Source organism: Halomonas sp., assembly GCF_033549285.1.
Taxonomy (GTDB): Bacteria; Pseudomonadota; Gammaproteobacteria; order Pseudomonadales; family Halomonadaceae; genus Halomonas.
This window is the reverse complement of sequence record NZ_JAWSUJ010000060.1, coordinates 1-25,763: the sequence shown is the minus strand read 5'-3', so window position 1 is coordinate 25,763 and position 25,763 is coordinate 1. Positions and strand designations below refer to the sequence as shown.

Below are 25,763 nucleotides of genomic sequence, written 5' to 3'. Positions count from 1 at the left end.
GCGGGTGTCGGGCGAGAGGCCGAGTGCCTCGGGGTCGTCGTCCTCGCGCAGCACCACATAGCAGTCGTCGAAGGCCCCGGCGGCCCGCTCGACGGCACGCGCCAGCAGGGGGCGACCATCGGCCAGGCGCGCCCGGCGCTTGTCGACGGCACCGAAACGACGTGAGCGCCCGGCCGCCATGACCAGTGCCACGACCCGAGCGGGCGGCGTCTCGCGAACGGGGGACGCTTCCTCAGAGGGACTCACGGGGGCGCCCCCGCTGGACGCGGACGATATCGGCCATCACCGCCAGGGCGATCTCGGCCGGCGTCTTGCTGCCCAGCGCCAGGCCGATCGGCATCTGTATCCGCGCCATCTCCTCTTCCCCCAGGCCGCCCGAGCGGCGCAGGCGCTCGGCACGCGCTGCCGAAGTCCGTTGCGATCCCATCACGCCGATATAGAAGGCCGGGGTGCGCACCGCCTCCATCATCGCCAGGTCATCGATGCGCGGGTCATGGGTCAGTGCCACCACCGCGGTGGCGGCATGGCAGGCGCCCGAGGCGATGAAGAGGGAGGGCAATACCGACTGCACCTCGACGCCCTCGACGCGAAATCCCGCCCGCGCCTCCTCGCGGGGATCGCAGGCGATCACCTCGAAGCCCAGGGTGCGCGCGAAATCGGCGCAGGCCTCGGCCACCGGCGAGAGACCGGCAAGGATCAGCCGTGCCGCGGGACCGATGCGCAGGCTCACCTCCCCTGCCCCGCGATCCTGTGTGACCCGCGGCCCCAGGCCGCCATCCTCGACGAAATGCACCCGGCCGCTGGCCAGGTCGACCCGCCGCACCAGGGGTCGCTGGCCGAGCAGGGTCGCCTGCATCACCTCCAGGTGCGTCAGGGTCGCGGCATCGGGTGCCAGGGGCTCGATCAGCACATCGAGGATGCCGCCGCAGGGAAGGCGGATGCGCGGACCGCCCGGCCCCTCGGGATCGCCGTAGCGCAGGGTCTGCAGGCCCGCATCGAACTCACCGTCGCGGAGGCGGGCGAGGAAGTCCTCCTCGACACAGCCCCCGGAAAGGGACCCGACATGCCTGCCGTCCCCCCTTGCCACCAGCAGCGAGCCCGGCTCGCGGGGCGATGAACCGAAGGTGGCAAGCACCGTGCAGAGCCAGATCCGTCGCCCCTCTCGCAGCCAGGCCAGTGCCTGGTCGACCACCTGCAGGTCGAGGTGGCGCATCCTCAGCTCGCCAGTTGATCGCCGACCGGGAGGCGCCGGATGCGCTTGCCGGTGGCGGCGAAGATGGCATTGCACAGGGCCGGCGCGACGGGTGGGAGGCCGGGCTCGCCCACCCCACCCATGGCGTCGTTCGGGTTGTCGATCAGGTGGACGCGGACGACCCTGGGCGCGTTCGGCATCCGTGGGATCAGGTAGCTGTCGAAGTTATCCTGCTGGGCCACGCCATCCTCGAAAGTCACCTCGCTCTGCAGGGCAATACCGATGCCCATCACGCAGGAGCCCTCCATCTGCGACCGGATTCGCTCCGGATTGGCCTGAGGCCCGCAGTCGAAGGCAATGTCCGCTCGGTGAATGGTCAGTTCGCCCTCATCATCCACTTCCACGTCAAAGACGATGGCGGTGTAGGAGACAAAGCTGTGATGAAAGGCCAGGCCCAGGCCTCGCCCCTTCCCTGTCTCGCGCCCCCAGCCGGCCTCTTCGGTGGCCCGTTCGATGACGCGGCGCATGCGGGCCACATCGATCGGATACAGGTCTGGATCCTCGCCGTAGTTCCAGCCGTCACCCACGGTCAGGTTATGCACTTCCCGGTCCGGCCCCAGCAGGTCCAGCACGAAGTCCCGATGGTCCTTGCCGGCCGCCACGGCCATCTCATGGGCAAAGCTCTGGATGGCCCAGGCATGGGGCAGGTTGTAGACCGAGCGGAACCAGCCGATGCGGACATGGGCCGGCGCCGGCGGGTTCTCCAGCCGGATGGCGGGAATGCTGAACGGCATGGTATTGAAGCCCATGCCCAGCTCGAACTCTCCCTTGTGTTTGGGGTCCGGGGCAAACAGGGAGGCGATGCTGGGCGACAGGGTCCGGTGACGCCAGCTGGTCGCCTTGCCATCGGCGTCAAGGCCGGCTTCGAGATGATCGACGGATACCGCGTGGAAGTAGGCATGCTGGATATCGTCTTCACGTGACCACTGCAGCTTGAGGGGCCGTCCCTCGAATTCCTTGGCCACTCGGGCCGCCTCGATCACGAAATCCGGCTTCGACTTGCGCCCGAAACCGCCGCCAAGCAGGGTCTGATGGACGGTGACGTCTTCCAGGTCCATCTCCAGCAGGCCCGCGATGCCCTCACGGGTCGCCCTGGGGTTCTGGACCGGCGCCCAGGCCTCCGCCTTGCCATCCTTGATCATCACCACCGCTACCGGCGGCTCCATGGGGGCCTGTGCCATGTGGGGCATGTAATAGGTCGCAGACACCCGCTTGTCGGCGGCGTCCAGGGCGGCCTCGACATCGCCGGACTGGCGAATGACCTTGCCGGGGGATTGGGCTGCCTTCTCCAGCGATTCCCGGTAAGCATCGGACGTGTAATCGGCATTGTCCCCGGCGGCGGCCCTGTCCCATTCGATCTTCAGGGCCCTGCGCCCCTCCATCGCGGCCCATGTGTTGGAGGCCACCACGGCAATGCCACCGAGCGGGTTGAAGGCGGCGGGCTGTCCCGTTCCTTCAATGTGGACCACCTTCCTGACACCGGTGACATCGAGCGCGTCGCTGTCATCGACGCTTTTCACCTTGGCGCCATAGACGGGTGGACGAGCGACGACCGCGTAGAGGGTGTCTTCCAGGTCCACATCCGCACCGAATACGGCCCTGCCGGTGACAATGTCTTCACCGTCAATGGCCTTGGGGTAGGCGGACTTCAGCTCGCCATTGATCAGGCCGGACTCCTTGCCGATGAAGCGCAGTTCGCTGTCGGATTTCAGAACCAGGGCATCCCTGCCCGGAACATCCAGCTCCCTCGCCGCTTTTGCCAGCTCGCCGAAACCGAGTTCCCGGCCCGTGGCGGGATGCACCACCTGGTGGATCTCGGCCCGCACCTCATGAACGGGGACATCCCACTGGTTGGCCGCCGCCTGCTCGAGCATCAGCCTGGCGGCGGCGGCCGCACGTCGCATGGGTTCATACCAGTGACGCATGCTGCGGGAGCCATCGGTATTCTGGTTGCCGTACCTGTCCTGGTCCGCATTCGCCTGCTCGGCCCGGACGCGGTCCCAGTCCGCGCCCAGCTCATCGGCTGCCACCATCACCAGACTCGTGCGGATCCCCTGGCCCATCTCGGCACGGTTGTTGACGATGGTGACCAGACCGTCGGAATCGATGTGAATGAACACGTTCGGGTTGTCGACCCAGCCACCGGGCATGGCCCCGGCACCGAACTGGGCCTGTTCATTGGCCAGCCCCAGGTCCCAGCGGGCTGCCAGCAGGAGTGCCGAGCCCCCGGCCAGCCCCTTCAGGAGACCGCGGCGGCTGACGTTGGCGAGCAGCAGTGTATCGACCGATCGGCTCATGAGCTTGCCCCCTTGTCTGCAGCCCGTTCAATGGCCGCCAGGATGCGATTGTAGGTACCGCAGCGGCACAGGTTACCGGCCATGGCGTCGACGATCTCCCGGGTGTCCGGTCGTGGCGTTTTCCTGAGCAGTGCCGTAGCGTTCATGATCTGGCCACCCTGGCAGTACCCGCACTGGGCCACGCCGAGATCCAGCCAGGCCTCCTGCACGCGCCGGCCCACGGCATCATCGGCCATGGCCTCGATGGTGGTCACCTGGCGGCCCTGGACAGCGGAGACCGGCGTCACGCAGGAGCGGGTAGCCTCGCCGTCCAGGTGCACGGTACAGGCACCGCACTCGGCGATGCCGCAGCCGAACTTGGTGCCCTTCAGACCCGCCACGTCACGCAATGCCCAGAGCAGCGGCATGTTGTCGGGCACATCGAGCTCATGCTCGCTGCCGTTTATCGTCAAGGTGACCATGGTGTCTCTCCTCGGTGATGGGGACCGGCGCAGACGAACGCCATAGACTGACCTTAACCGCTCAGGGGCATTTCGCAACCGGCGGACCCGCGCGCAGGGAGGACTGCACCAACTGGCCAGGGAAGGGCAGCAAGGCAACCCGGGGGAAATGACAGACCTGCCACGGACGGCAGGGAACCGGCTGGCTCCGGAAATGCCCCGCGGCATGTTAGACTCGGCGCTTAATGCTGATCGGGAAGCGGCGCTTCGTGGTCACTCGATGAGCTGCCCCCTCAACCTTGCCACCTGATCCCGGAGGACTATCCACAGCGGTAGCCTCTCCACAGCAGCCAAGGCGCCCGCCCGCATGCCCCGTCCGCTCCTGCTTCCGCTGATCGCCCTCATCCTGCTCGCCGGCCTGGCCGTCGGCTGGCAGTGGCTGGCCAGCGAGGAGCTGCTCACCGTCGCCACGCTGCAGCGCCTGGTCCAGGGCTCCCTGGCCTGGCGCGACGCCCCCTGGGCGGTGCTGGTGGTGATGGCCGTCTACGCCGGGGCGTCGCTGGTGATGTTCCCGCTCAGCCTGCTGGTGGCGCTGACCGGGCTGCTGTTCGGCCCCTGGTGGGGCTTTGCCTACGCGCTGGCGGGGACCCTCGCGGCCTCGATGCTGACCTGGTGGGTGGGCCGCCGGCTGGGTCGCGAGGCGCTGATGCGCCACGGCGGCCGGCGCCTGCGCGGCGTCTCGCGCTACCTCTCGGGGCGCGGCATCCGGACCATGACCCTGGTCAACCTGCTGCCGCTGGCGCCCTTCACCCTCACCAACATGATGGCCGGGGCCTTCCGCCTGCGCTTTCGCGACTACATGATCGGCTCATTGCTGGGCATCGCGCCGGGGCTCGCCGGGGTCACCCTGCTGGGCAGCCAGCTGGGCCAGCTGGCGACCGCGGAGAGTCGCGGCGAGCTGCTCTGGGCCGGCGGTGGCGTGCTGGCGGGGATCGCCCTGCTGGCGGGCCTCAAGGCCTGGTCGGACCGGCGCCGCCGCACCCGCTGACGGGACCTACTTGCGCGGCACCTCGCTCTCGTCCTCCGCCCGGTGGCCGGGCCACCAGGCGGGACGGTCCTGCTCCCACTCCTCCTGCACCAGGTGGCGCAACAGGCGGCCACGATGGCAGAGCATCTGCCACTCGGCGCCCAGCCGGTGGCGCACCCGCTCCCAACCGCCCTCGTCGGCGTGGGTGAAGGGGCCGCCCCGGGCGATGGCGCGGCGATAGACCGCCAGGCACCGCTCGGCGCAGCGCGCCTCGTCGTACTCGGCGGCGGTCTCGAGGGCCGCGTCTGCCAGCGGCAGGCGGGCATGGGGTTCCGCCAGGGCGGCCAGCGCCTCGGCCATGGCGTCCACGTCATCCGCGGCGAGCAGCCGCCCGTTGCGGCCGTCGACCACCACCTCGCGCACCCCGGGGGCATCGATGGCCACCACGGGCAGGCCGGCCGCCATGGCCTCGGCCACCACCATCCCTTGGGTCTCGCTGTGGGAGGCGAAGGCGAAGACGTCCATGGCATGGTAGGCATCGATCAGCGCCTGGCCCTGCAGGCGACCGGTGAAGTGCAGGCGCCCCGCCACGCCCCGGGCTTGCGCCAGTGCCTGGATGTCGGCGCGTGCCTCGCCCTCGCCCACCACCAGGAAGTGGGCCTCGGGCTCGCCCACTAGCGCCTCGGCCACCGCCTCGGCCAGGAACGCCAGGTTCTTCTCCAGCGCCAGGCGACCCAGGTGGCCGATCACGTAGGCCCCCTCGGGAATGCCGAGTCGCGCGCGCCAGTCCCGGCCGTCGCCGAGGGCAAAGCGCGCGGTATCCACGCCGCTCGGCACCACGCTGATGCGGGGGTTGGCCTCGCGCCGGTACAGCAGGTCACGGATGCTCTCGCTGGGCGCGATCACCTCGTCGCACAGCCAGGTGTACTGGGTGGCGAGCGCCACCGCGAAGCGCTGCATGCGCGGCGAGTCGCCGGGCACGTAATGGGTGTAGTGCTCGTAGAGGGTGTGGTGGGTGAAGACCAGGGGCAGGCCGTAGGTCTCCGCCGCCCGGGCGGCCGTGTCGCCCAGCAGGAAGGGGTGGTGGGCATGGACGATGTCGGGATCGAATGCCTCGATCGCCTCGTGGAGCTGGCCGGGAATCGGCACCGGCAGCGAGAAGTCGCTGCCGTTGAAGTGCTGCACCGCCACCACCCGCACCACGTCGCCCTCCTCCCGGGGCTGCCCCTCCAGGCGCGGCGCCACCACCAGCACCCGGTGCCCGGCGGCCTGCAACTGGCGCTTGAGCCGCTGCACCGACTCGCTGACCCCGCCGACGATGGGCAGGTAGGTATTGGTGAACATCAGCACATTCACGGCGACAGGGCTCCTCGGCTGGCGGTGGCGATATTCTGACGGGAAGGCACGCGGCTGGCCATCTCCTGTTCAAGATAGGCGACGAAGGCGCGGATACGCGCCGGCACATGCCGGTGCTGGCGGTAGACGGCGTGGAAGTCGGCGCGCACCCCCTGCCAGTCGGGCAGCAGCTCGACCAGGCGACCGCGGGCTAGGTGGTCGTGCACATCCCACCAGGAGCGCAGTGCGATGCCGTGCCCCTCCAGCGCCAGCCGCATGATCACTTCGCCGTCGTTGCTGGCCAGCGGGCCGGCCACCTTCACCGCCTGCTCCACCCCGGGGTCGTCGCGGCGCTGGAAGCGCCACACCGCAAAGTCACTGTCGTTCTCGCGCAGCAACAGGCACGCCTGCCCCGAGAGGTCCGCCGGCGAGCGCAGCGGCGGCAGGGCCGCCACCCGGGCGGGGGCGGCACAGAGCACGCGACGGTTGGCCAGGATCCGGCGGGCCACCAGCCGGGAGTCCGGCGGCTCGCCGACGCGGATGCCGATGTCGAAGGCCTGGTCGCCCAGGCTCAGCGGGAAGCCGGAGAGTTCCAGGCTCGCCTCGATCCCGGGATGGTCCCGGCAGAAGGCCGAGAGCAGCGGGGCCACGTGGCGGCGGCCGAAGCCGAAGGTGGCATTGACCCGCAGCGGGCCGGAGAGCTCGGCACGATGCTCGCCGAGGGACTCCTCGAGCTCGCTGAGCTCCTCGAGGATCATCCCGCCCCGCGCCAGGTAGCGCTCGCCCTCGGCGGTCAGCGCCAGGCGCCGGGTGGTGCGGCTGGCGAGCTCCACGCCCAGCCGGGCCTCGAGCTGCTTGAGGCGCTTGCTTACCGCCGACAGCGACAGGCCCAGTTCACGGGCGGTGGCGGTGAGGCTGCCGGCATGGGCCAGGCGGCGGAAGAAGGCCAGGTCATCGAGGGGCGTCATGCCATTCTCCACTCTCGTTCAACAATGAATTGAATGGTACCCCGATTATCTTTCCCCCGTGCAGGCCTAGACTGGCAGTCACGACCCATGCACCCCCAGGAGGAGTTCCATGACCCATCGCATCGCCGTCATTCCCGGCGACGGCATCGGCAAGGAGGTGATGCCCGAGGGGCTGCGCGCCCTCGAGGCCGCCGCCAAGCGCTTCGGCATCGACCTGACGCTCGAGCACTTCGACTTCGCCAGCTGCGACTACTACGCCGAGCACGGCCAGATGCTGCCCGACGACTGGTTCGAGCAGCTCAAGGACGCCGATGCCATCTTCTATGGAGCCGTGGGCTGGCCGGAGACCGTGCCCGACCACATCTCCCTCTGGGGCTCCCTGCTGCAGTTCCGTCGCCGCTTCGACCAGTACGTCAACCTGCGCCCCTGCAAGCTGCTGCCCGGCGTGAAGAGCCCGCTGGCGGACCGTGAACCCGGCGATATCGACTTCTACGTGGTGCGCGAGAACACCGAGGGCGAGTACTCCAGCGTCGGCGGCAAGATGTTCGAGGGCACCGACCGCGAGGTGGTGATCCAGGAGACCGTGATGACCCGCACCGGGGTCGACCGGGTACTGAAGTACGCCTATGAGCTGGCCCAGAGCCGCCCACGAAAGAAGCTCACCTCGGCCACCAAGTCCAACGGCATCGCCATCACCATGCCCTGGTGGGATGAGCGCGTGAAGGCGATGGGCGCGCACTACCCCGAGGTATCGGTGGACCAGTTCCATATCGACATCCTCACCGCCAACTTCGTGATGCACCCCGACTGGTTCGATGTGGTGGTGGCCAGCAACCTGTTCGGCGACATCCTCTCCGACCTGGGACCGGCCTGCACCGGCACCATCGGTGTGGCGCCCTCGGCCAACATCAACCCGGACGGCCTCTTCCCGAGCCTCTTCGAGCCGGTCCACGGCAGCGCCCCGGACATCGCCGGCAAGGGCATCGCCAATCCCATCGGCCAGATCTGGTCCGCGGCGATGATGCTCGAGCACCTGGGCCACCCGGCGGCCGGCCAGGCCATCGTCGATGCCTTCGAGGCGGTGCTCGCCGAGGGTGACAAGGCGGTGCTGACGCCGGACGTCGGCGGCCAGGGCACCACCGAGGCCATGGGCCGCGCCATCGCCGAGCGCATCGCCGGCTGAACCGCCCGCTAGCAACGACGAGGCCCCGCCCCGCTCTCTGCATGGGAGAGCGGGGCGGGGCCCGGATCGCCGCGAGGTTGCGCGGTAGCGGCGTCAGCCGGCCAGCTTCGCGGCGATGCGCGCCACATGCTCGCCCTGGAAGCGGGCGATGGTGAGCTCGCGCTCGTCGGGCTGGCGCGAGCCGTCGCCCCCGGCGATGGTGGAGGCGCCATAGGGATTGCCGCCGCCGGCCTGATCGAAGACGTACTGCTCGCCGATGCCGTAGCCCAGCGGCACGATCACCATGCCGTGGTGCGCCAGGGTGTGCCAGAAGGAGGTGATGGTGGTCTCCTGGCCGCCGCCGGTGCCGGTGGAGGTGAAGACGCTCGCCACCTTGCCGCGCAGCTTGCCACCCGCCCACAGGCCGCCGGTCTGGTCGAGGAAGGTGCGCATCTGGGCCGACATGTTGCCGAAGCGGGTCGGGCTGCCGAAGATCACGGCATCGAAGTCGCCCAGCTCCTCGGGGCCCGCCTCGGGGGTGTCGAAGGACTGGCCGCCGGCCTTGGCGAAGGCCTCGGCGTCCATGGTCTCGGGCACCCGCTTGAGGATGACCTCGACCCCTTCGACGTCACGCGCCCCGTCGGCCACGGTGCGGGCCAGGGTGTCGATATGGCCGTACATGGAGTGATAGAGCACCAGTATCCGGGTCATTCGCTCGCCTCCTCTCGTCGTTCCAACGGTTGTGAACCCCAGTGTAGGATCGACGGTAACGAAAGGAAGCGAAGAATCTCGACGTTATCGATCGACCGGATCGAAACGTCACGGCCTGCGCCATACGCCCTCGAGGATCCGCACCCGGTCCGCGGCCAGGTTGTCGCGCAGGTTGCGCCCCATCTCCGCGAAGGCCTCGCCGAAGATCAGCCCCGGCCCGGGCAGCGCCGGCCCCGGCGGCGTCCCGTCGCCTTCCCGGCGGCTGTGCTTGCGTCGCCAGGCGAGTGCCGACTCGGTGACGTCCTGCACCGCCACCGGGACGAAGCCACCCTCGGCCAGCAGGGCCTCCAGGGCCTGCCGGGAGCGCAGGTAGCTGGTCTCGACGCGGCGTGCCCAGGGGACCGGCAAGCGCAGCGGCGAGGGGTCGCCGCCGGCCACCACCTCGTGCAGCAGCAGCGTGCCGCCCGGGACCAGCAGCCTGCGCCACTCGGCGAGCACACCGGCGACGTCGGGCATGTTCATCAGCGCATGCTGGCACCACACCGCATCGAAGGCGCCATCCGCGAGCGGCGCATGAGCGGCATCGGCGCACAGGAAGCGCGTCCGGTCGTCGAGGCCGGTGGCACGGCTCAGCCAGCCGGCCACCTCGACGAAGGCCGCGGTGATGTCCAGGCCCGTCACCTCGGCGCCGAACTCCGCCGCCAGCAGCCGGCTCGCCCCGCCGGTCCCGCAGCCCACGTCCAGCACCCGGCTGCCCGGGGCCAGGTCCCCCAGGGCCGCCAGGGAGCGGCTGGCCCGTCGCCCGCCCAGGTGCAGCTGGTCGATGCCGGCGACCTCGTCCAGGGCGAGGTCGCCCGGGTCGCACCCCGCCTCGCGGAAGGCCGCCCGCAGCCGCGCCGTCAGGCTTGGCCCGCCCCGTTCGGCAGGCGCATCATAGTGGGCATCGAGCTGGCGGGCATGGTCGGTCATGGCATTCTCCCGGGGCATGGTCACCGCCAGTCTAGCCGGCGACGGCGCCGTTCCCCATCGTGCAAAGGTCACGGTCAGGCCCCCGGCCAGGCGCGAATTTTCACCCTGGGCCCTGCCACTTTCATCCGGCCGACCCTGGCCCTTGAGTCCGCCGGCAACGGACGGGATGGTGTCGCCAGCCACCACAACATCGACAACAGGTGCCCCATGCCTTCCGACATGAGCCTCGAGCAGTTCTTCGCCCGCCTCTGGGACGACTACACCGCCATGACGCCTCAGGCGAGCCGCATCCATGACGCCCTGGTCGCCGATGGCGAGACCATCATCAACGACCACGTGGCCTTTCGCACCTTCGACCGCGGCCCCATCCGCCTGGCCGACCTGGAGCCCCACCTGCTGGCGCTGGGCTACACCCGGCTGGAGCCCTACGACTTCGAGGCCAAGAAGCTGCGTGCCTGGGGCTACCTGCCGCCGCGGGAGGACCAGCCCAGGGTCTTCCTCTCGGAGCTGAAGTGCCGCGAGCTCTCGGCCCCTGCCCAGGAGATCATCGACGAGCTGGTGGCCCAGATCGACCCCGCCCGGATCGCCACGCCCGAGGTGCTGTGGGCCGGCCGCCTCTGGGAGACACCGACCTGGGGGGAGTACCGGACCCTGGCCGAGGAGAGCGAGTACGCCGCCTGGCTGTCGATCATCGGGCTGCGCGCCAACCACTTCACGATCAGCGTCAACCACCTGCGCCGCCACGACACCCTGGAGAAGCTGCTGGCCAAGGTCGAGTCGCTGGGGCTTTCCATCAATGCCTCCGGCGGGCGCATCAAGGGCTCCCCCGAGGTGCTGCTCGAGCAGGCCTCGACGCTCGCCGACCGCATGCCCTTCACCTTCTCCGGCGGCCGGGTCGAGGAGATCCCCACCTGCTACTACGAGTTCGCCCGCCGCTACCCGGATGCCGAGGGCCGGCTCTACCAGGGGTTCGTCGCCGCCAGCGCCGACCGGATCTTCGAGTCCACCGACGCCTGTCCCGACCATGCTGGCTGAGTGGCTCGACCAGGGCCTGGAGGGGCGCACGCCCTCCCGCACCGAGGGCCGGGTCGCCGGGGGGCGTTTCCGGCTGCTCGCCCCGGGAGTGCTCGAGCTCGTGCCGGATGCATCCACGCCGGGGGCAAGCACCTGCGTGCTCTCGGCCGGGGTCCACGGCAACGAGACGGCCCCCATGGAGCTGCTGGGCGAGGTCCTGGCCCGGCTGGAGGCCGGGCTACTGCGCCTGGGGGCCCCGCTGCTGGTGATCCTGGGCAACCCCGAGGCGATCCGGCGCGGCGAGCGCTATGTCGCCACCAACCTCAACCGGCTGTTCCGCCGCGACCTCGAGGAGACGGGTGACGAGCCCGACCGGGCCCGGGCGCTGATGGCCGAGGTGGATGCCTTCTACGCCCGCCATGCAGGCCTTCCCCTCCTGCACTACGACCTGCACACGGCGATCCGCGACAGCCGCTTCCCGCGCTTCGTGGTCGAGCCCTTCGCCGAGACGCCGACGCCCCCCGAGCAGTGGCGCTGGCTGGCCGCCGCCGGCATCCAGGCGGTGCTGCACCAGCACCGCCACAGCTGGACCTTCTCGCACTACGCCAAGCACTATCATGGCGCGGCGGCCTTCACCCTGGAGCTGGGCCGCGCCAGGCCGTTCGGCCGCAACGACCTCACCCCCCTGGCCCCCATGGCGCGGCTGCTCGAGGCGCTGGTGGAGGGTCGCGCACCGGCCGAGGGCGACCCTGGCGCCATGACCTTCTTCCGCGCCGAGCACGAGCTGCTGCGCCACAGCGAGGCCTTCCGGCTCTGCTTCCCGGACGATACGCCCAACTTCAGCGAGTTCCCGCCGGGCACCCGGCTGGCGGAAGACGCCGTCGCCGGCGAGACCCGCGTCGGCGCGACCCCCCTGTCGGTGGTCTTTCCCAATGCCGAGGTCGAGATCGGTGCCCGGGCGGCGCTGCTGGTAGTGCCGAGCCCGCCACCGGCCTGACGACACCCCCGGCCCTCCACAACAACAACCGCCAGGAGACTCCCCATGACCCATGCCATCCCCGCGCCGGACCGAGGTAGAATATCCGGCTGGTCGCGGCCTCCTTCCGGAAATCCTCCGGCCTGTTAGAATCGCCCTCTTTTCGATCCCCGGTCTTGACCCCGACCCGCGCCGGCCGACCCTGAAGCGGCGGACCGCCCACGATCTGGAGCCCGTTCCATGGCCGATACCCCGATTCCGCTGGAAGTGCGCAACATCACCAAGCGCTTCGGCGACACCGAGGTCCTGAAGGGCCTCTCCCTGAAGGCCCGAAAGGGCGACGTGATCACGCTGATCGGAGCCTCCGGTTCCGGCAAGAGCACCTTCCTGCGTTGCATGAACCTGCTCGAGCAACCCGACGAGGGCGACCTGATCGTCCACGGCGAGGAGATCCGCTTCAAGAAGACCCGCCACGGCCGTGAGCCGGCCGACTGGAAGCAGGTGGTGCGCATGCGCGCCAAGCTCTCCATGGTCTTCCAGAACTTCAACCTCTGGGCCCACATGACCCTGCTGGAGAACATCATCGAGGCGCCGGTGCACGTGCTCGGAAAGCCGAAGAAGGAAGCCGTCGAGCACGCCCGCGCGCTGCTCGAGCGCGTGGGCCTGACCGAGCGCGCCGACGCCTATCCGGCCCAGATGTCCGGCGGCCAGCAGCAACGCGGGGCCATCGCCCGGGCGCTGGCCATGGACCCCGAGGTGATGCTCTTCGACGAGCCCACCTCGGCACTGGACCCGGAGCTGGTCGGCGACGTGCTCAAGGTCATGCGCGACCTCGCCGAGGAGGGGCGCACCATGATCCTGGTCACCCACGAGATGGCCTTCGCCCGCGACGTCTCCAGCCAGGTGATCTACCTGCATCAAGGCGTGATCGAGGAGTCCGGGCCGCCCGAGGCGGTGTTCGGCAACCCGCGCTCCGAACGGCTAAAGCAGTTCCTGGCGCCCAAGCACTGAGGCGACCCGGACGAGGAGACTCCCATGATCGACCTGCACGGCTACGGCCCGCGCCTCGCCGAAGGCGCCCTGATCACCATCGAGCTGGCGGTACTCTCGCTGGTCCTGGCCATCGTGCTGGGCCTCGCGACCGCCAGCGCCAAGATGTCGCGCAACTGGCTCGCCCACCGCATCGGCACCCTCTACACCACCATCATCCGCGGGGTCCCCGACCTGGTGCTGATGATGCTGCTCTTCTTCGGCGGCCAGATCGGCATCAACATGGTCACCGACCAGCTCTACGAGCGCTTCGGGTGGGACATCTTCATCAACGTCAACGAGTTCGTCGCCGGCGTGGTCACCATCGGGCTGATCTTCGGCGCCTACATGGGCGAGACCTTCCGCGGCGCCTTCCTGGCGGTGGACAGCGGCCAGATCGAGGCCGGGCGCGCCTACGGCATGAACCACTGGCTGGTGTTCCGGCGCATCCGCTTCCCGCAGATGATGCGCCACGCCATCCCCGGCCTCTCCAACAACTGGATGGTGCTGCTCAAGACCACCGCTCTGGTCTCGGTGATCGGCCTCACCGACATGGTGCGCGTGGCCGCCGAGGCCTCCAAGGCCACCCGCGAGCCCTTCACCTTCATGATCATCGTCGCCGCCATCTACCTGCTGATCGCCACGGTCTCGGAGTGGGGCTTCGCGCGGCTGCAGAAACGCTATGACGTCGGCTACCGGGAGGCGGACTGATGGAAGCCCTGATGACCTGGCTGGAGGCCCAGCTCGCCGACAACAGCATCTTCACCCTGCAGACCCTCGGCTACTACGGCGAGGGGCTGGTCACCACCGTGCAGCTGGTGTTCCTGTCGCTGATCATCGGCCTGGTGCTGGCGGTCCCGCTGGCCATCGGCCGCGGCTCGCGGCATCGCTGGATCAGCCTGCCGATCTTCCTCTACTGCTACGTGTTCCGCGGCACGCCGCTGCTGGTCCAGCTCTACCTCATCTACTACGGCGTGGTGTTCGTCGAGGGAATCCAGGAGACCTGGCTGTGGGTGATCCTCGAGAAGCCCTTCGTGCCGGCGCTGATCGCCTTCACCCTCAATACCGCGGCCTATACCACCGAGATCTTCCGCGGCGCCATCAAGTCCACGGCACGGGGCGAGATCGAGGCGGCGCGGGCCTATGGCATGTCCCGGGGGCTGATGCTGCGGCGTATCGTGCTGCCCAGCGCCTTCCGGCGCGCCCTGCCGGCCTACGGCAACGAGGTGATCTTCATGCTCCACGCCAGCGCCATCGCCAGCGTGGTCACCATCATGGACCTCACCGGCGCGGCCCGCTTCGTCTATGCGCGCTACTACGCGCCCTTCGAGGCCTTCCTGTTCGTGGCAGGCATCTACCTCTGCCTGACATTCGCCATCCTCTACCTGTTCCGTTACCTGGAACGGCGCCTGCTGGCGCACCTCAAGCCGGCCAGCGGCTGACAGGCGGCGACGGGGAGCGTAAAACAAGCGTTGGGAACCGGCGTTTGAAAGCGACCGGCTCCCCCTTCCGACGGGCCCGGGCATCCGCTATCGTGGTTCCGTCGTCACCCACGAGGTGAAACCACCAACAACACGGGAAGACACCCATGAAGCTACACAAGATCCTGAGCCTCGGCGTGTTCGGCGCCGCCCTGATCGCCGGCGGCGCCAGTGCCGAAGTCCGCGACATCCGCATCGGCGTCGACGTGCCCTACGAGCCCATGGAGTACCGCACCCCCGAGGGCGAGCTGACCGGCTTCGACATCGACCTGGGCAACGCCCTGTGTGCCGAGATCGGCATCCAGTGCGAGTGGGTCGTGCAGGGCTGGGACGGCATCATCCCGGGCCTCCAGGCGCGCAAGTACGACGCCATCATGTCCTCGATGACCATCAACGAGCAGCGCCGTGAACAGGTGCTGTTCTCCGATCCCTACATCACCCCGCCGTCGGCCTGGTTCGCCCCCGGCGACGTCGAGATCGGCACCCCGTCCGAGGAGACCCTCGACGGTCTGACCGTCGGCGTGCAGCGCGGCACCCTGCAGGACAACTATGTGACCGACCTGTACGGCGACGTGGCCGACGTCAATCGCTATGCCACCGCCGACGACATGGTGCTGGACATGGACTCGGGCCGCCTCGACGCGGTGTTCCTCGACTTCCCGATCGGCAAGTCCACCCTGCTCGACAGCGAGGCCGGGGACTACAAGCTGGTCGGCGAGAAGATCACCGAGCCCAAGGAGTACTTCGGCGAGGGCTTCGGCATCGCCTTCCGCCAGCGCGACCAGGAGCTGGCCGAGGCCTTCAACGCCGCCCTGGCGACGCTGAAGGAGAACGGCACCTACGACGAGATCCACGAGAGGTACTTCGGCACGGAGTGACCCGAGCGGTCAGCTGCCAGCCGACACGACCGGGGCCCCAGCGGCCCCGGTCCTGCGTTCGGGCCCCGGCCCTCAGGGCGGGGCCTGGGGAGCGTTCTCGCGTATCTGGATGGCCCGGCGCATGAAGGCCAGGATCCAGCGCACCATCAGGGTGTCGTCCACCGGCGCCGAGAGCGACGCCTCTCCCTCACGCACCCGGTGGTGGCCGACCTGGTCGGCGCGCAGCGCCATCAGGTCCCGGGAGTAGGCCGGGGTGAACTCGGGATGGCCCTGGACGCCGAGGAAGTGCTCGCCGACCTGCATCAGGTAGACCGGACAGAAGTCGCTGCCGCCCAGCACCCGGGCGCCCTTAGGCAGCCGCTCCACCTGGTCCTGGTGGCTCACCAGCAGGTCGAGTCCCGGTTGCCAGGGCGTCATCCAGTCGGCCCGCTCGGTGACTCGGTTGAACGACAGGCCCACGCCCCACCCCCTGCCGCTCTTCGCCACCTCGCCGCCCAGCGCCCTGGCCATCAGCTGGTGGCCGAAGCAGATGCCCACCAGCGGCTTGCCCGCCACCCAGAGGGCGCGCACGAAGGCCTCGAGATCGGTGATCCAGGGCAGGTCGTCGTTGACCCCGAACTTCGATCCCGTGGTCAGCCAGGCGTCCACCGCCTCGACGTCGGCGGGGATCTCGCCGTCCAGGCAGCGCCAGACCCGGAACGTCAGGCTCGGATCGACGCGATGGAACAGCGCCTCGAACATCTCGGGGTAGTTGCCGTGGCGCCCGCGCAGCTCCGGCGCCACGTCGTCACACTGCAGCAGTCCGATCACCATGCCCTGCCCTCCCGCGTCATCTCGCCCCCTACTCGAGCCGAGCGCCCAGGCGCCGCGGCCGGCCATCGACCCGATCCGTTCAGAGCCGGCCCTCCACGGCCGCCACGAAGAGGTCGCGGTACTCGTCGGTCGTGAAGGCGACGGGGTTGGTCCCCGATGAGGGGTCCTCCACCGCCATCCGTCCCACCCGGTCGGCACGCCCGCTATCGATGCCCAGCTCGGCCAGGGTATGCGGGATGCCGAGCCGCTCGCGCAGGTCCAGCACCCAGTCGATCACGCTGGCCGTCCCGGGCTGGGCCAGGGCGAGGTAGCGTCCCAGACGCACCATGGGCTCGCCGATAGCCCGCTCGTTGGCGCGCAGCACATAGGGCATCAGCACCGCATTGAGGGTGCCGTGGTGGGCGTCGTGCAGCGCCCCGAGGGGGTGGGCCAGGGCATGCATGGCGCCCAGGCCGCGCTGGAAGGCGGTGGCGCCCATGCTCGAGGCCACCAGCATGTTCATGCGCGCCTCCAGGTCCCCGCCGTCGGCGAAGGCCCTGGGCAGGAAGTCGCGCACCCGCCGCACCCCCTCCACGGCGATGCCCTCCGCCATGGGGTGGAACATCGGCGAGCACCAGGCCTCCAGGCAGTGGGAGAGCGCGTCCATGCCGGTGGCCGCGGTGATGGCCGCCGGCAGGCCGACGGTGAGCTCAGGGTCGAGGATGACCCGGTCCGGCACCATGCCGGGATGGAAGATGATCCGCTTGACGTGGGCCGCCTCGTCGGTGATCACCGAGGCGCGCCCCACCTCGGAGCCGGTGCCGGCGGTCGTCGGCACCGCCACGCAGGGCACGATGGCCGCCCCGTCGGCATGGGTCCAGTTGTCGCCCACGTCCTCCAGCGCCCACAGCGAGAGCCCCTCCCGCTGGCGGGCCATCAGCGCCACGGCCTTGGCGGCATCGAGCCCCGAGCCGCCACCGAAGGCGACCACCCCGTCGTGGCCGCCGTCGTTGAAGGCGGCCACCCCGGCCAGCACATTGGCCCCGGTGGGGTTGCCCTTGATCTCGCTGAACACCCCGATGGCCAGGCCCTCGGCCCGGGCCCGATCGACGATGTCACGCACCATGGGCAGGCCCGCCAGGCCCGGGTCGGTGACCAGCAGCGGTGCGGTCATGCCCAGTTCCCGGCACAGCCCGGGAAGCTCGCGGACGCGGCCGGGGCCGGTGAGGATGGGGGCCGGGTAGTTCCAGCCCATGCGGTAGTGGTCGGAATCGAAGCTCATGGGGACCTCCGCCGTCAGGCATGCTTGAGATGGAAGGACTTGGGCCGGGTCAGGGTCTCGTAGCCCAGCCGCGACAGCGAGCAGCCGCGACCGGAGCACTTGACGCCCGTCCAGGCCAGTTCCGGGTCCAGGTAGTCGCAGCGGTTGGTGAAGACCGTGCCGGCCTCCAGCCGACGGGCGATGGCCTCGCCGGCGACGAGGTCGCGGGTGAACACGGCCGCGGTGAGGCCGAAGGCGCTGTCGTTCATCAGCGCGATGGCCGCCTCGTCGTCGGCCACCGGCATGACGCCCACCACCGGGCCGAAGCTCTCCTCGGTCATCACCCGCATGGTGTGGTCGACCCCGGTCAGCAGCTGGGGCGCCAGGTAGGCGCTGCCCGGCACCGAGAGCGGGTAGTCGCCGGGGTCGATCCAGGCCGTGGCACCGGCCGCCACCGCCTCCTCCACCTGGCCGCGCACGAAGTCCGCCGCCGCCGGCCTGACCAGCGGGCCCAGGGTCGTCGCCGGATCGGTGGGGTTGCCGAGCCGGAGCTGGCGCACCCAGGCCACCGCTCGCTCGACGAAGGCGTCGTGGATCGAGGCGTCCACGTAGAGGCGCTCGATCCCGCAGCAGCTCTGCCCCGAGTTGAAGAAGGCCCCGTCCATCACCCCCTCCACCGCGGCGTCGAGATCGACATCGGCGCGCACGTAGGCCGGATCCTTGCCCCCCAGCTCCAGGCCGGTGGCGATGAAGCGCCCGACGGCGTTGCGCTCGACCATGGCCCCGCCCGCCACCGAGCCGGTGAAGGCGACGTGATCGACACGCGGGTCACGGATCAGCGCCTCGGTGTCGTCGTGGGAGAGGTGCAGGTGCTGGAAGACGCCTGCCGGCAGCCCGGCCTCGTCGCAGGCCTGCTGGAGACGCTCGGCGCACAGCGGCGTCTGGGCGGAGTGCTTGAGCAGCACGCCGTTGCCGGCCATGATCGCCGGCACCAGGGCGTTCACCGCGGTCATGTAGGGGTAGTTCCAGGGCGCCACCACCAGCGATACCCCCAGCGGCTCGCGGTTGATGTAGCGCGTGAAGCCGGGCTTCTGTGCCAGGTGGATCGGCGCCAGCGCCTCCTCGGCCAGGGCGATCATGGTCCGCGCCCGTTCCTCGAAGCCGCCCACCTCGCCGGCGGCCGCAGCGATGGGCCGCCCCATCTGCCAGGTCAGCTCCTCCGCCAGGGCGTCGCGGCGAGCCACGAAGGCATCCACCATGCGCGAGCAGAGACGCGCGCGCTCCGCCACCGGCACCTCGCGCCAGGCGCGCTGTGCCGCCACCGCCCGCTCTAGCGCCGCCTCGATGGCTGCCGCGGAGGCCTGTTCCCGCTCGACGTAGACCGACCCGTCCACCGGCGAAATCGTGCGTTGTATGGCCATGATTTAGGGCACTCCCAATCAATGTTGCCGCGTAGGAAACCTTGAAGACGCGTCATGAGCGAACGCAGGTCGTGCGCGGCCGGAGCGCAGGATCCGGAGCCTACTCCAGTAGGTGAGAATCCGACCGGGCTGGCGTACCAGCACCGCCCGCGTGCGAGATGCGGAGCGCAATAGCGTATTCATCGTTTCCTCAGATGATTTCGAAATAGCGATCCAATTCCCAGTCCGTGATATGGCGCCGGAACTGGCGCTCCTCCCACTCCCGGGTCGCCGCAAAGTGCTCGACGAAGTCGTCACCGAAGAGGTCGCGGGCCGGCGCACAGCCCCGCAGGCGCTGGGCGGCATCCCACAGGGTGCGGGGCAGCGCCTGATGCGACGGGTGCTCGCGGTCGTAGGCGTTGCCCTCGACCGGCGGGTCGGGCTCGAGGCGCTGCTCGATGCCCCAGAGCCCCGAGGCGATGGCCGCGGCCATCGCCAGGTAGGGGTTGGCATCGGCGCTGCCCAGGCGGTACTCGACCCGCTGGGAGGCCTCGCTGCCGGGAATCACCCGCAGCGCGGTGGTACGGTTCTCGACGCCCCAGGTGGCATCGGTGGGCGCCCAGAAGCCGGGGATCAGCCGGGTGTAGCTGTTGATGGTGGGGGCGAACATCGCCAGCAGCTCCGGCATCAGGGCCTGCTGGCCGGCCACGAAGTGGCGCTGCAGGTCGCTCATCCGGTCCGGCGCCGCGGCATCGAAGAAGGCCGAGTCGCCATTCCCGGCGTGGCGCAGCGACAGGTGGATATGGCCGCTCTGGCCGGGATAGTCCGGCGACCACTTGGCCATGAAGGTGGCCATCAGGCCGCGACGCTGGGCCCACACCTTGGTGAAGGTCTTGAACAGCGCCCCCTTGTCGGCGGCCGCGAGCGCCTCGTCCACGCCGATGGCCGCCTCGAGCACCCCGGGGCCGGTCTCGGTGTGCAGCCCCTCGATGGGAAAGTCCATGGCCTCGGCCATGGCCAGCAGCTCGTGGTAGAGCTCGCCGTGCACCGAGCTCCTGAGCATGGAGTAGCCCATCATGTCGGGGGTGAACGGCCGCAGGTTCCGGTAGCCCTTCTCGCGGATCGATTCCGGCGTCTCCTGGAAGAGGAAGAACTCGTACTCCAGGGCGGCGCGGGCGGTGAAGCCCAGCGCCTCGGCCCGGGCCAGCACCCGCCTGAGCAGGCCGCGCGGGCAGATCGCCTCGGCGGGGCCCTCGAACTCGGCGAGAAAGAGCAGCATGTCGCCCTCGGCAGGCACCTCGCGGCAACTCTCCGGCACGATCCGCAGCGGCGCATCCGGGTAGCCGGTATGCCAGCCGGTGAAGCGCACGTTGTCGTAGAGCTCGTCCTTGCTGTCCCAGCCAAGTACCACGTCGCAGAAGGCGAACCCCTTCTCCAGGGAGGCGAAGAACTTCTCGCGCCCCATGTACTTGCCGAGCATCACGCCGTCGATGTCGAACATCCCCACCTTGACGTGGCTGAGGCCGCGGGCCTCGACGATGCGGCGCGCGTCCTCGGCACTGGCGACCGCTCTTGGCTGCAATCGGCTCATGGCACCTCCTCATCCTGCCGGGTCCTGTCCCGCCGTCGACCGACGGCGAGCCTGCGGGGCGGGCGACGGGCGCCGCACCACCCCGTCCGTCGCTCAGGAGTAGCGGTAGGGAGGGCCGGCCTCCTGCATGGTCTGGCGGTAGTCCTTGAGGATCTGCACCAGCTTGGCGCTGCGCTCGCTCTCCTGGGCAATCTCGTCCCAGAACGACAGCGCCTCGTCCTCGATGGTCTGCCACTCCTCCTCGGGGATCGAGGTCAGCTCCAGCTTGCCGCCGGTGGTGCGGTAGTGCGCCTCGCCCCACCAGTACCAGTGCTGGCGGTAGTAGTGGGAGCTGTCCATGCACAGCCGGAACAGCGTCTTGAGGTGCTCGGGCAGCTCCTCCCAGCGCTCGGTGTTGGCGAAGTAGGAGCCTGACCAGGCACCGGAGATGTTGTTGGTCAGGTAGTAGTTGCTGACGTCGGCCCAGCCCACGGTATAGGCCTCGGTGATGCCGGCCCAGGCGATGCCGTCGAGCTCGCGGGTCTGCATGGCGACCTCGATGTCCTCCCAGGGCAGGGTCACCGGCACCACGCCGAAGCGGCTGAGAAAGCGTCCCGCCGTGGGGAAGGTGAAGACCCGCTTGCCCTCCAGGTCCTTGATGCTGCGGATCGGGTCTCGGGTGACGAAGTTGCAGGGATCCCAGGAGCCGGACCCCAGCCAGGTCACGCCCTCCACCTCGCCGTAGGCCTCCTCCCAGATCTCCTTGAGGCCGTAGTGGTGGAACAGCGCCGGCACGTCAAGGCTGTAGCGCGAGGCGAAGGGGAAATAGCCGCCGAACACCGAGACGTCCACCGGGGCGTTGATGGAGTCGTCGTCACTCTGCACCGCATCGATGGTGCCGCGCTGCATGGCACGGAACAGCTCGCCGGTGGGTACCAGCTGATCGGCGTAGTAGAGCTCGATCTCCATCTCGCCGTTGGCGGCCCGGTTGAAGGCATCGATGGAGGGCTTGATGACATGCTCGGCCAGCGCCGGGCCGGCATAGGTCTGCAGGCGCCAGCGGATGGGACTGGATTGCGCCTTCACGTAGGGGGCACCGACGGTGGCCGCCCCGACCGTGGCGGCGGTGGCCACCCCGGCCTTCTTGAGGAAATCGCGACGGTTGGTCATGGTTCTTCTCCTGCGATGGTGGTTGTTGTTCGGCAAGGTCATCGAAGTCGCGTGTCGGCACCTCCTTGGGAGCGCTCGCCCCGGTCGCTCAATAGCCGCGATAGAGCTGCGGCAGCCACAAGGCCAGCTGCGGGAAAGCGGTGATCAGCGCCAGCCCCACCAGCATGATGCCCACGAAGGGCCAGACACTGCGGTAGATGTCCCCCAGCGAGATCTCCGGCGGCGCCATGGCCCGCATCAGGAAGAGGTTGTAGCCGAAGGGCGGGGTCATGTAGGCGATCTGCACGGTGATGGTGTAGAGCACCCCGTACCAGATCGGGTCAAAGCCCAGGCTGATCACCAGCGGCACGTAGAGCGGCGCGACGATCACCAGCATGGCGGTGTCGTCGAGGAACATCCCGAGCAGGATGTAGGAGAGCTGCATCATCACCAGTATCTGCCAGGGGCTCATGCCGATACGGTCCAGGAAGAGCCCCTCGATGGCGCGCACGGCCCCCAGTCCGTCGAACACCGCCCCGAAGCAGAGCGCCGCGAGGATGATCCACATGAACATGCAGCTGATGCCCAGCGTCTTGTGCAGCGTCGCCTCCATCACCTTGCCGTTGAGCCGGCGCTTGGCCAGCGCCGCCAGGGTCGCCGCCAGGGCACCGACGGCCGAGCTCTCCACCAGGCTGGTCACGCCCATCAGGAACAGGCCGGTCATGAAGAAGAAGATCAGCAGCGGCAGGATGCCGGCGCGCAGCAGGCGCAGCTTCTCGGCCAGCGAGAGGTTGCGCTCCTCGGCGGGCAGCGCCGGGCCCAGGTGGGGCTGGAAGTGGCAGCGCACGACGATGTAGAGCACGAAGAGCCCGGCCAGGATCAGCCCGGGGATGGCCCCCGCCAGCCACAGCTGGCTGACCGGCTGGCGGGCGATCATGCCGTAGAGCACCAGCACCACGCTGGGCGGCACCAGGATGCCCAGGGAACTCCCCGCCTGGATCACCCCGGTGACCATGGTCTTGTCGTAGCCGCGGCGCAGCAGTTCGGGCAGGGCGATGGTGGCGCCGATGGCCATGCCCGCCACGCTCAGGCCGTTCATCGCCGAGATCACCACCATCAGGCCAATGGTGCCCACCGCCAGGCCCCCCTTCAGCGAGCCCATCCAGACGTGGAACATCTCGTAGAGCTCGCCGGCGATGCCCGATTCCGAGAGCATGTAGCCCATGAAGATGAACAGCGGCAGGGTCAGCAGCGGATACCAGTTCATCAGCTGGATCGCCGCCGTGAAGGGCATCTCCACCCCGCCGTCACCCCACAGCAGCAGCGCCGAGGCGGCCCCGACGAAGCCGATGACCCCGAACACCCGCTGCCCGGTGAGCAGCAGCAGCATCATGGTCGAGAACATCAGCGCGGCGATGGCCTGGTAGGTCATTCGATGACCTCCCCGCGGATCCGCGCGATGTCCTTGAAGAAGGTCGAGAGGCACTGCAGCAGCATCAGCAGGATGCCGAGGGTCATGATGATCTTGATCGGCGCCAGGGGGGGCGACCAGGTGGTGTAGCTGGTCTCGCCGTAGCGCAGCGCATAGCCGGTGCTGGAGATGCCGCCGGCGAGCAGGGCCCCGAGGAAGACGAACAGCAGCAGCATGGTCAGGACATCGACCAGGGCCCGGGTGCGGTCGGACCAGCGCGAGTAGAAGAGGTCCATGCGCACGTGGGAGTCGAGCTGCATGGAGTAGGCCCCGCCCAGCAGGTAGTAGGTGGCCATCAGGAACTGGGAGACCTCGATGCCCCACACCAGCGGACTGTTGAACAGGCTGCGCGAGATGGAGGCATAGAGCAGCAGGCCGATCATCACGAAGATCAGCAGCATGACCAGGCGCCCCACCCGACGGTTGAAGGCATCCACCCAGCGCACGTAGCAGACGATGGCTCTCGGCATGGTGTTGTCATTGTTCCAGGGCCGACGATGCCTGGAGTCTTGGCAGGCCCGGGAGGAACCGCAAGGAGCATCGGCTTCGACAACGGCTGCACTATCGACAGAACCGATAGTGCACGCCGACGGGGCAGCGCCGGACGCCCTGCCCTCGTCGGGGAGCAGTCCCGCGGCGACTCAGCCGTCGAAGCGGATCCCCTCGGCCAGCCAGGGCAGCTCGCGGGTGATCTCGGCCAGGAAGTGACGCTCGAGGAGGCGACGGCTGTCGCTGGCCAGCAGGGCCGGCAGGGCACCGAGCTCGTCGCGACGCGCGACCAGGGTCAGCTGGCGGGCGAAGGGGGCGGTGGGCAGGGGCGCGACCCGTACCCGCAACCCGGTCAGGCCCGCCTGGTAGAGGCACAGCGGGGTGGTGATGGTCCAGCCGGCCCCGGCACTGACCAGACTGAGCAGGGCGAAGGTGTTGTCCAGGTGCAGCCGTGCCGGCAGCTCCAGCTGGTTGAGGCGCAGGTGGCGCTCGATCGCCTGGCCGATCAGCGACTGGGGGGTGTAGCGCATGAAGTCAAGCTGGCGGGCCAGCCAGCGCAGGTTGTCCAGGGGGCCAGGCACCTCCTCGGGCACCACCAGCACGAAGGGCTCGCCGAGCACGGCGTGGCGCTCCAGGCCGTCGTAGTTCTCCAGCCGGTCATCGGAGATGATGATGTCCACATGCCGGGTGAGCAGCGCATGGCCGTGCATGTGCGAGAGCCCGGTGGTGAGGGTGTAGTCCCCGGTGTGGCGACGGATCACCTCGATCAGCGGCTGGCCGACCGCGGTGGCCAGGGAATCCACCAGCGCCATGCGCACCTGGTGCAGCCGTCCCGCCGTCCCCGAGAGCAGCTCCCGCCGGGTGGCCCGGGCCTCCTCGAGCATGCGCCGGGCCCGGTCGTGGAACAGCCGCCCGGCACTGGTGGGCTCCAGCGGCCGGCTGTGGCGCTTGAACAGGGCCACCCCCAGGGCATGCTCCAGGTTGGCCAGGCACTGCGACACCGAGGACTGCGTCAGCCCGAGGCGCCGTGCGGCGGCACTCTGGCTGCCCTGCTCCAGGGCCTCGACGAAGATCTCCATGCTGCGCAGGTCGAATCCGAATCCGTTTCGCATCCCGTGCCCTCCCGGCACCTGGCTGTCGCCGAATGGCGACCGGGAACTCCTGCCGGCGGCCCCGGTCAATCGGTCCGCATCGCCACGCCAGGGAGGTTCCGATGACACCACAGGGAAATGCCACTGCCGATGCCATGGCCCCCGCCACGTCGGGCAGCGCCCGCCCCTCGTCCACCTGGACCGGCTGGGGACAATGGCTGGCACTCGTCACCATGACCGTCGACCACCTGTCCCGCTACATCGCGCCGGACGCCTGGGACCTGGGCTGGGCCGGCTCCTCCATCGGCCGCATCGCCTTCCCGCTGTTCGCCGCCATGGTCGCCTGGCACGGGCTCTTCAACACCCGCAACCCGCTGCGCTATGCCCGGCGCATCCTGGTGATCGGCCTGGTCGCCCAGCTGCCCTACATGCTGATGCCGCGCGCCTCCGACGCCCTGATCCTCAATATCTGCTTCACCCTCTCGCTGGGCCTGACGGGGGGCGTCTGGCTGCGCGCCCTGCCGTCACGCCTCGCCACCGGCACCCTCGGCCAGCCGCGGCTGGTCGCCGAGGCCGCCGTCGCGCTGGGCGTGTGGGGACTCGCCGGGCTCTGGGTCGAGTACAGCCACCATGGCCTGCTGATGATCCCCCTCTACATGCTCGCCATGCAACACCTGCACCTGGCCGGCAACACGCTCGTCGACCGCCTCAAGGCGGCCGCCATTGCGCTGCCGGTGCTGGTCGTCGCCGGCCTGATGAACAGCTCCGACATGGCCAAGTCGTTCACCGTCGCCACCTGCCTGACGGCGCTGCTGCTGGCCGCCGGCGCCCACCGCCTGGCCCCGGCGGTCCCCACGGCCATGCCGCGACGGCTGTGGCTCGCCTGGTACCCGGGCCACTTCGCGGCGATGGCGCTGTGGCTGTGGCTCGTTGGCCAGCTCGGCTGAGCGGGGCGTCCGTCAGCGGAGCACCCGCCTGACCAGCAGCGGCCCGAGGATCTC

Annotated in this window: 25 protein-coding genes; 9 read left to right on the top strand and 16 right to left on the bottom strand. The window is 69.4% G+C overall.

All coding sequences use genetic code 11. From position 1 onward, the window contains the following. The 4 genes from SCI24_RS13715 to SCI24_RS13700 all read right to left on the bottom strand — a co-directional run. The coding region (locus SCI24_RS13715; RefSeq protein WP_318725916.1) for an NTP transferase domain-containing protein at positions 1 to 246 on the bottom strand (246 nt) is incomplete at its 3' end. Then, complete coding sequence (locus SCI24_RS13710) at positions 233 to 1,213, bottom strand: XdhC family protein (protein WP_318725915.1); 981 nt, start codon at positions 1,211 to 1,213, stop codon at positions 233 to 235. The genes SCI24_RS13715 and SCI24_RS13710, both read right to left, overlap by 14 nt. 2 nt (positions 1,214 to 1,215) lie before the next feature. Next, complete coding sequence (locus SCI24_RS13705) at positions 1,216 to 3,549, bottom strand: xanthine dehydrogenase family protein molybdopterin-binding subunit (RefSeq protein WP_318725914.1); 2,334 nt, start codon at positions 3,547 to 3,549, stop codon at positions 1,216 to 1,218. Beyond that, on the bottom strand, positions 3,546 to 4,010 hold the full coding sequence (locus SCI24_RS13700; RefSeq protein ID WP_318725913.1) for a (2Fe-2S)-binding protein: 465 nt from the start codon (positions 4,008 to 4,010) through the stop codon (positions 3,546 to 3,548). Before SCI24_RS13700 ends, SCI24_RS13705 begins: the two co-directional genes overlap by 4 nt. A gap of 346 nt (positions 4,011 to 4,356) precedes the next feature. Here SCI24_RS13700 and SCI24_RS13695 point away from each other — a divergent pair, with 346 nt between their 5' ends. Next, positions 4,357 to 5,037, top strand: coding sequence for a TVP38/TMEM64 family protein (locus tag SCI24_RS13695; RefSeq protein ID WP_318725912.1), 681 nt, complete (start codon positions 4,357 to 4,359; stop codon positions 5,035 to 5,037). Positions 5,038 to 5,043: 6 nt separating this feature from the next. Here the strand turns inward: SCI24_RS13695 and SCI24_RS13690 are convergent, their stop codons facing one another. Together SCI24_RS13690 and SCI24_RS13685 are read right to left on the bottom strand one after the other, a co-directional pair. Further along, positions 5,044 to 6,372, bottom strand: a complete 1,329-nt coding sequence (locus tag SCI24_RS13690) for a glycosyltransferase (RefSeq protein WP_318725911.1) — start codon at positions 6,370 to 6,372, stop codon at positions 5,044 to 5,046. Further along, on the bottom strand, positions 6,369 to 7,319 hold the full coding sequence (locus SCI24_RS13685; RefSeq protein ID WP_318725910.1) for a LysR family transcriptional regulator: 951 nt from the start codon (positions 7,317 to 7,319) through the stop codon (positions 6,369 to 6,371). Before SCI24_RS13685 ends, SCI24_RS13690 begins: the two co-directional genes overlap by 4 nt. A gap of 109 nt (positions 7,320 to 7,428) precedes the next feature. Here SCI24_RS13685 and SCI24_RS13680 point away from each other — a divergent pair, with 109 nt between their 5' ends. Continuing rightward, positions 7,429 to 8,502, top strand: coding sequence for a tartrate dehydrogenase (locus SCI24_RS13680; protein ID WP_318725909.1), 1,074 nt, complete (start codon positions 7,429 to 7,431; stop codon positions 8,500 to 8,502). A 93-nt stretch (positions 8,503 to 8,595) separates the two neighbouring features. Here the strand turns inward: SCI24_RS13680 and wrbA are convergent, their stop codons facing one another. Next, positions 8,596 to 9,192: an NAD(P)H:quinone oxidoreductase gene (gene wrbA, locus SCI24_RS13675; RefSeq protein WP_318725908.1), complete on the bottom strand. Its 597-nt coding sequence runs from the start codon at positions 9,190 to 9,192 to the stop codon at positions 8,596 to 8,598. Between the two features lie 108 nt (positions 9,193 to 9,300). After that, the gene (locus SCI24_RS13670) at positions 9,301 to 10,161 is read right to left on the bottom strand and encodes a class I SAM-dependent methyltransferase (RefSeq protein WP_318725907.1); all 861 of its coding nucleotides are present in this window, start codon (positions 10,159 to 10,161) and stop codon (positions 9,301 to 9,303) included. 207 nt (positions 10,162 to 10,368) lie between these two features. Here SCI24_RS13670 and SCI24_RS13665 point away from each other — a divergent pair, with 207 nt between their 5' ends. From SCI24_RS13665 to SCI24_RS13640, 6 genes are all read left to right on the top strand, one after another. Next, on the top strand, positions 10,369 to 11,196 hold the full coding sequence (locus tag SCI24_RS13665) for a DUF1338 domain-containing protein (RefSeq protein ID WP_318725906.1): 828 nt from the start codon (positions 10,369 to 10,371) through the stop codon (positions 11,194 to 11,196). After that, a complete protein-coding gene (locus SCI24_RS13660) occupies positions 11,186 to 12,172 on the top strand; it encodes a succinylglutamate desuccinylase (RefSeq protein WP_318725905.1) in 987 nt (328 codons plus the stop codon). The genes SCI24_RS13665 and SCI24_RS13660 overlap by 11 nt, the downstream gene beginning before the upstream one ends. Before the next feature lie 219 nt (positions 12,173 to 12,391). Then, the gene (locus SCI24_RS13655) at positions 12,392 to 13,162 is read left to right on the top strand and encodes an ABC transporter ATP-binding protein (RefSeq protein ID WP_318725904.1); all 771 of its coding nucleotides are present in this window, start codon (positions 12,392 to 12,394) and stop codon (positions 13,160 to 13,162) included. 24 nt (positions 13,163 to 13,186) lie between these two features. After that, on the top strand, positions 13,187 to 13,891 hold the full coding sequence (locus SCI24_RS13650) for an ABC transporter permease (protein ID WP_318725903.1): 705 nt from the start codon (positions 13,187 to 13,189) through the stop codon (positions 13,889 to 13,891). Continuing rightward, entirely contained in the window at positions 13,891 to 14,622 is a 732-nt protein-coding gene (locus SCI24_RS13645) for an ABC transporter permease (protein WP_318725902.1), read from the top strand. The genes SCI24_RS13650 and SCI24_RS13645 overlap by 1 nt, the downstream gene beginning before the upstream one ends. Positions 14,623 to 14,768: 146 nt before the next feature. After that, the gene (locus SCI24_RS13640) at positions 14,769 to 15,539 is read left to right on the top strand and encodes a transporter substrate-binding domain-containing protein (protein ID WP_318725901.1); all 771 of its coding nucleotides are present in this window, start codon (positions 14,769 to 14,771) and stop codon (positions 15,537 to 15,539) included. 72 nt (positions 15,540 to 15,611) lie between these two features. Here SCI24_RS13640 and SCI24_RS13635 read toward each other — a convergent pair whose 3' ends face one another. From SCI24_RS13635 to SCI24_RS13600, 8 genes are all read right to left on the bottom strand, one after another. After that, positions 15,612 to 16,352: a glutamine amidotransferase-related protein gene (locus tag SCI24_RS13635; RefSeq protein ID WP_318725900.1), complete on the bottom strand. Its 741-nt coding sequence runs from the start codon at positions 16,350 to 16,352 to the stop codon at positions 15,612 to 15,614. 79 nt (positions 16,353 to 16,431) lie between these two features. Next, entirely contained in the window at positions 16,432 to 17,613 is a 1,182-nt protein-coding gene (locus SCI24_RS13630; RefSeq protein ID WP_318725899.1) for an iron-containing alcohol dehydrogenase, read from the bottom strand. Between the two features lie 14 nt (positions 17,614 to 17,627). Then, on the bottom strand, positions 17,628 to 19,013 hold the full coding sequence (locus SCI24_RS13625) for an aldehyde dehydrogenase family protein (protein ID WP_318725898.1): 1,386 nt from the start codon (positions 19,011 to 19,013) through the stop codon (positions 17,628 to 17,630). 190 nt (positions 19,014 to 19,203) lie between these two features. Beyond that, positions 19,204 to 20,583, bottom strand: a complete 1,380-nt coding sequence (locus SCI24_RS13620; RefSeq protein WP_318725897.1) for a glutamine synthetase — start codon at positions 20,581 to 20,583, stop codon at positions 19,204 to 19,206. Between the two features lie 93 nt (positions 20,584 to 20,676). Beyond that, the gene (locus SCI24_RS13615; RefSeq protein WP_318725896.1) at positions 20,677 to 21,732 is read right to left on the bottom strand and encodes a TRAP transporter substrate-binding protein; all 1,056 of its coding nucleotides are present in this window, start codon (positions 21,730 to 21,732) and stop codon (positions 20,677 to 20,679) included. A gap of 88 nt (positions 21,733 to 21,820) precedes the next feature. After that, positions 21,821 to 23,143, bottom strand: coding sequence for a TRAP transporter large permease (locus tag SCI24_RS13610; protein ID WP_318725895.1), 1,323 nt, complete (start codon positions 23,141 to 23,143; stop codon positions 21,821 to 21,823). Then, entirely contained in the window at positions 23,140 to 23,652 is a 513-nt protein-coding gene (locus SCI24_RS13605) for a TRAP transporter small permease subunit (RefSeq protein ID WP_318725894.1), read from the bottom strand. The genes SCI24_RS13610 and SCI24_RS13605 overlap by 4 nt, the downstream gene beginning before the upstream one ends. Positions 23,653 to 23,823: 171 nt before the next feature. After that, positions 23,824 to 24,783, bottom strand: coding sequence for a LysR family transcriptional regulator (locus SCI24_RS13600; protein WP_278032859.1), 960 nt, complete (start codon positions 24,781 to 24,783; stop codon positions 23,824 to 23,826). Positions 24,784 to 24,884: 101 nt separating this feature from the next. Between SCI24_RS13600 and SCI24_RS13595 the strand changes: the two genes are divergently transcribed. Continuing rightward, complete coding sequence (locus tag SCI24_RS13595; protein WP_412929767.1) at positions 24,885 to 25,709, top strand: TraX family protein; 825 nt, start codon at positions 24,885 to 24,887, stop codon at positions 25,707 to 25,709. Positions 25,710 to 25,763: the final 54 nt, after the last annotated feature.

Coding starts and splice junctions, on each gene's coding strand:
- SCI24_RS13710 (WP_318725915.1), bottom strand. CDS start 1,213: ATGCGCCACCTCGACCTGCAGGTGGTCGACCAGGCACTGGCCTGGCTG.
- SCI24_RS13705 (WP_318725914.1), bottom strand. CDS start 3,549: ATGAGCCGATCGGTCGATACACTGCTGCTCGCCAACGTCAGCCGCCGC.
- SCI24_RS13700 (WP_318725913.1), bottom strand. CDS start 4,010: ATGGTCACCTTGACGATAAACGGCAGCGAGCATGAGCTCGATGTGCCC.
- SCI24_RS13695 (WP_318725912.1), top strand. CDS start 4,357: ATGCCCCGTCCGCTCCTGCTTCCGCTGATCGCCCTCATCCTGCTCGCC.
- SCI24_RS13685 (WP_318725910.1), bottom strand. CDS start 7,319: ATGACGCCCCTCGATGACCTGGCCTTCTTCCGCCGCCTGGCCCATGCC.
- SCI24_RS13680 (WP_318725909.1), top strand. CDS start 7,429: ATGACCCATCGCATCGCCGTCATTCCCGGCGACGGCATCGGCAAGGAG.
- wrbA (WP_318725908.1), bottom strand. CDS start 9,192: ATGACCCGGATACTGGTGCTCTATCACTCCATGTACGGCCATATCGAC.
- SCI24_RS13670 (WP_318725907.1), bottom strand. CDS start 10,161: ATGACCGACCATGCCCGCCAGCTCGATGCCCACTATGATGCGCCTGCC.
- SCI24_RS13665 (WP_318725906.1), top strand. CDS start 10,369: ATGCCTTCCGACATGAGCCTCGAGCAGTTCTTCGCCCGCCTCTGGGAC.
- SCI24_RS13660 (WP_318725905.1), top strand. CDS start 11,186: ATGCTGGCTGAGTGGCTCGACCAGGGCCTGGAGGGGCGCACGCCCTCC.
- SCI24_RS13655 (WP_318725904.1), top strand. CDS start 12,392: ATGGCCGATACCCCGATTCCGCTGGAAGTGCGCAACATCACCAAGCGC.
- SCI24_RS13650 (WP_318725903.1), top strand. CDS start 13,187: ATGATCGACCTGCACGGCTACGGCCCGCGCCTCGCCGAAGGCGCCCTG.
- SCI24_RS13645 (WP_318725902.1), top strand. CDS start 13,891: ATGGAAGCCCTGATGACCTGGCTGGAGGCCCAGCTCGCCGACAACAGC.
- SCI24_RS13640 (WP_318725901.1), top strand. CDS start 14,769: ATGAAGCTACACAAGATCCTGAGCCTCGGCGTGTTCGGCGCCGCCCTG.
- SCI24_RS13635 (WP_318725900.1), bottom strand. CDS start 16,352: ATGGTGATCGGACTGCTGCAGTGTGACGACGTGGCGCCGGAGCTGCGC.
- SCI24_RS13630 (WP_318725899.1), bottom strand. CDS start 17,613: ATGAGCTTCGATTCCGACCACTACCGCATGGGCTGGAACTACCCGGCC.
- SCI24_RS13625 (WP_318725898.1), bottom strand. CDS start 19,013: ATGGCCATACAACGCACGATTTCGCCGGTGGACGGGTCGGTCTACGTC.
- SCI24_RS13620 (WP_318725897.1), bottom strand. CDS start 20,583: ATGAGCCGATTGCAGCCAAGAGCGGTCGCCAGTGCCGAGGACGCGCGC.
- SCI24_RS13615 (WP_318725896.1), bottom strand. CDS start 21,732: ATGACCAACCGTCGCGATTTCCTCAAGAAGGCCGGGGTGGCCACCGCC.
- SCI24_RS13610 (WP_318725895.1), bottom strand. CDS start 23,143: ATGACCTACCAGGCCATCGCCGCGCTGATGTTCTCGACCATGATGCTG.
- SCI24_RS13605 (WP_318725894.1), bottom strand. CDS start 23,652: ATGCCGAGAGCCATCGTCTGCTACGTGCGCTGGGTGGATGCCTTCAAC.
- SCI24_RS13600 (WP_278032859.1), bottom strand. CDS start 24,783: ATGCGAAACGGATTCGGATTCGACCTGCGCAGCATGGAGATCTTCGTC.
- SCI24_RS13595 (WP_412929767.1), top strand. CDS start 24,885: ATGACACCACAGGGAAATGCCACTGCCGATGCCATGGCCCCCGCCACG.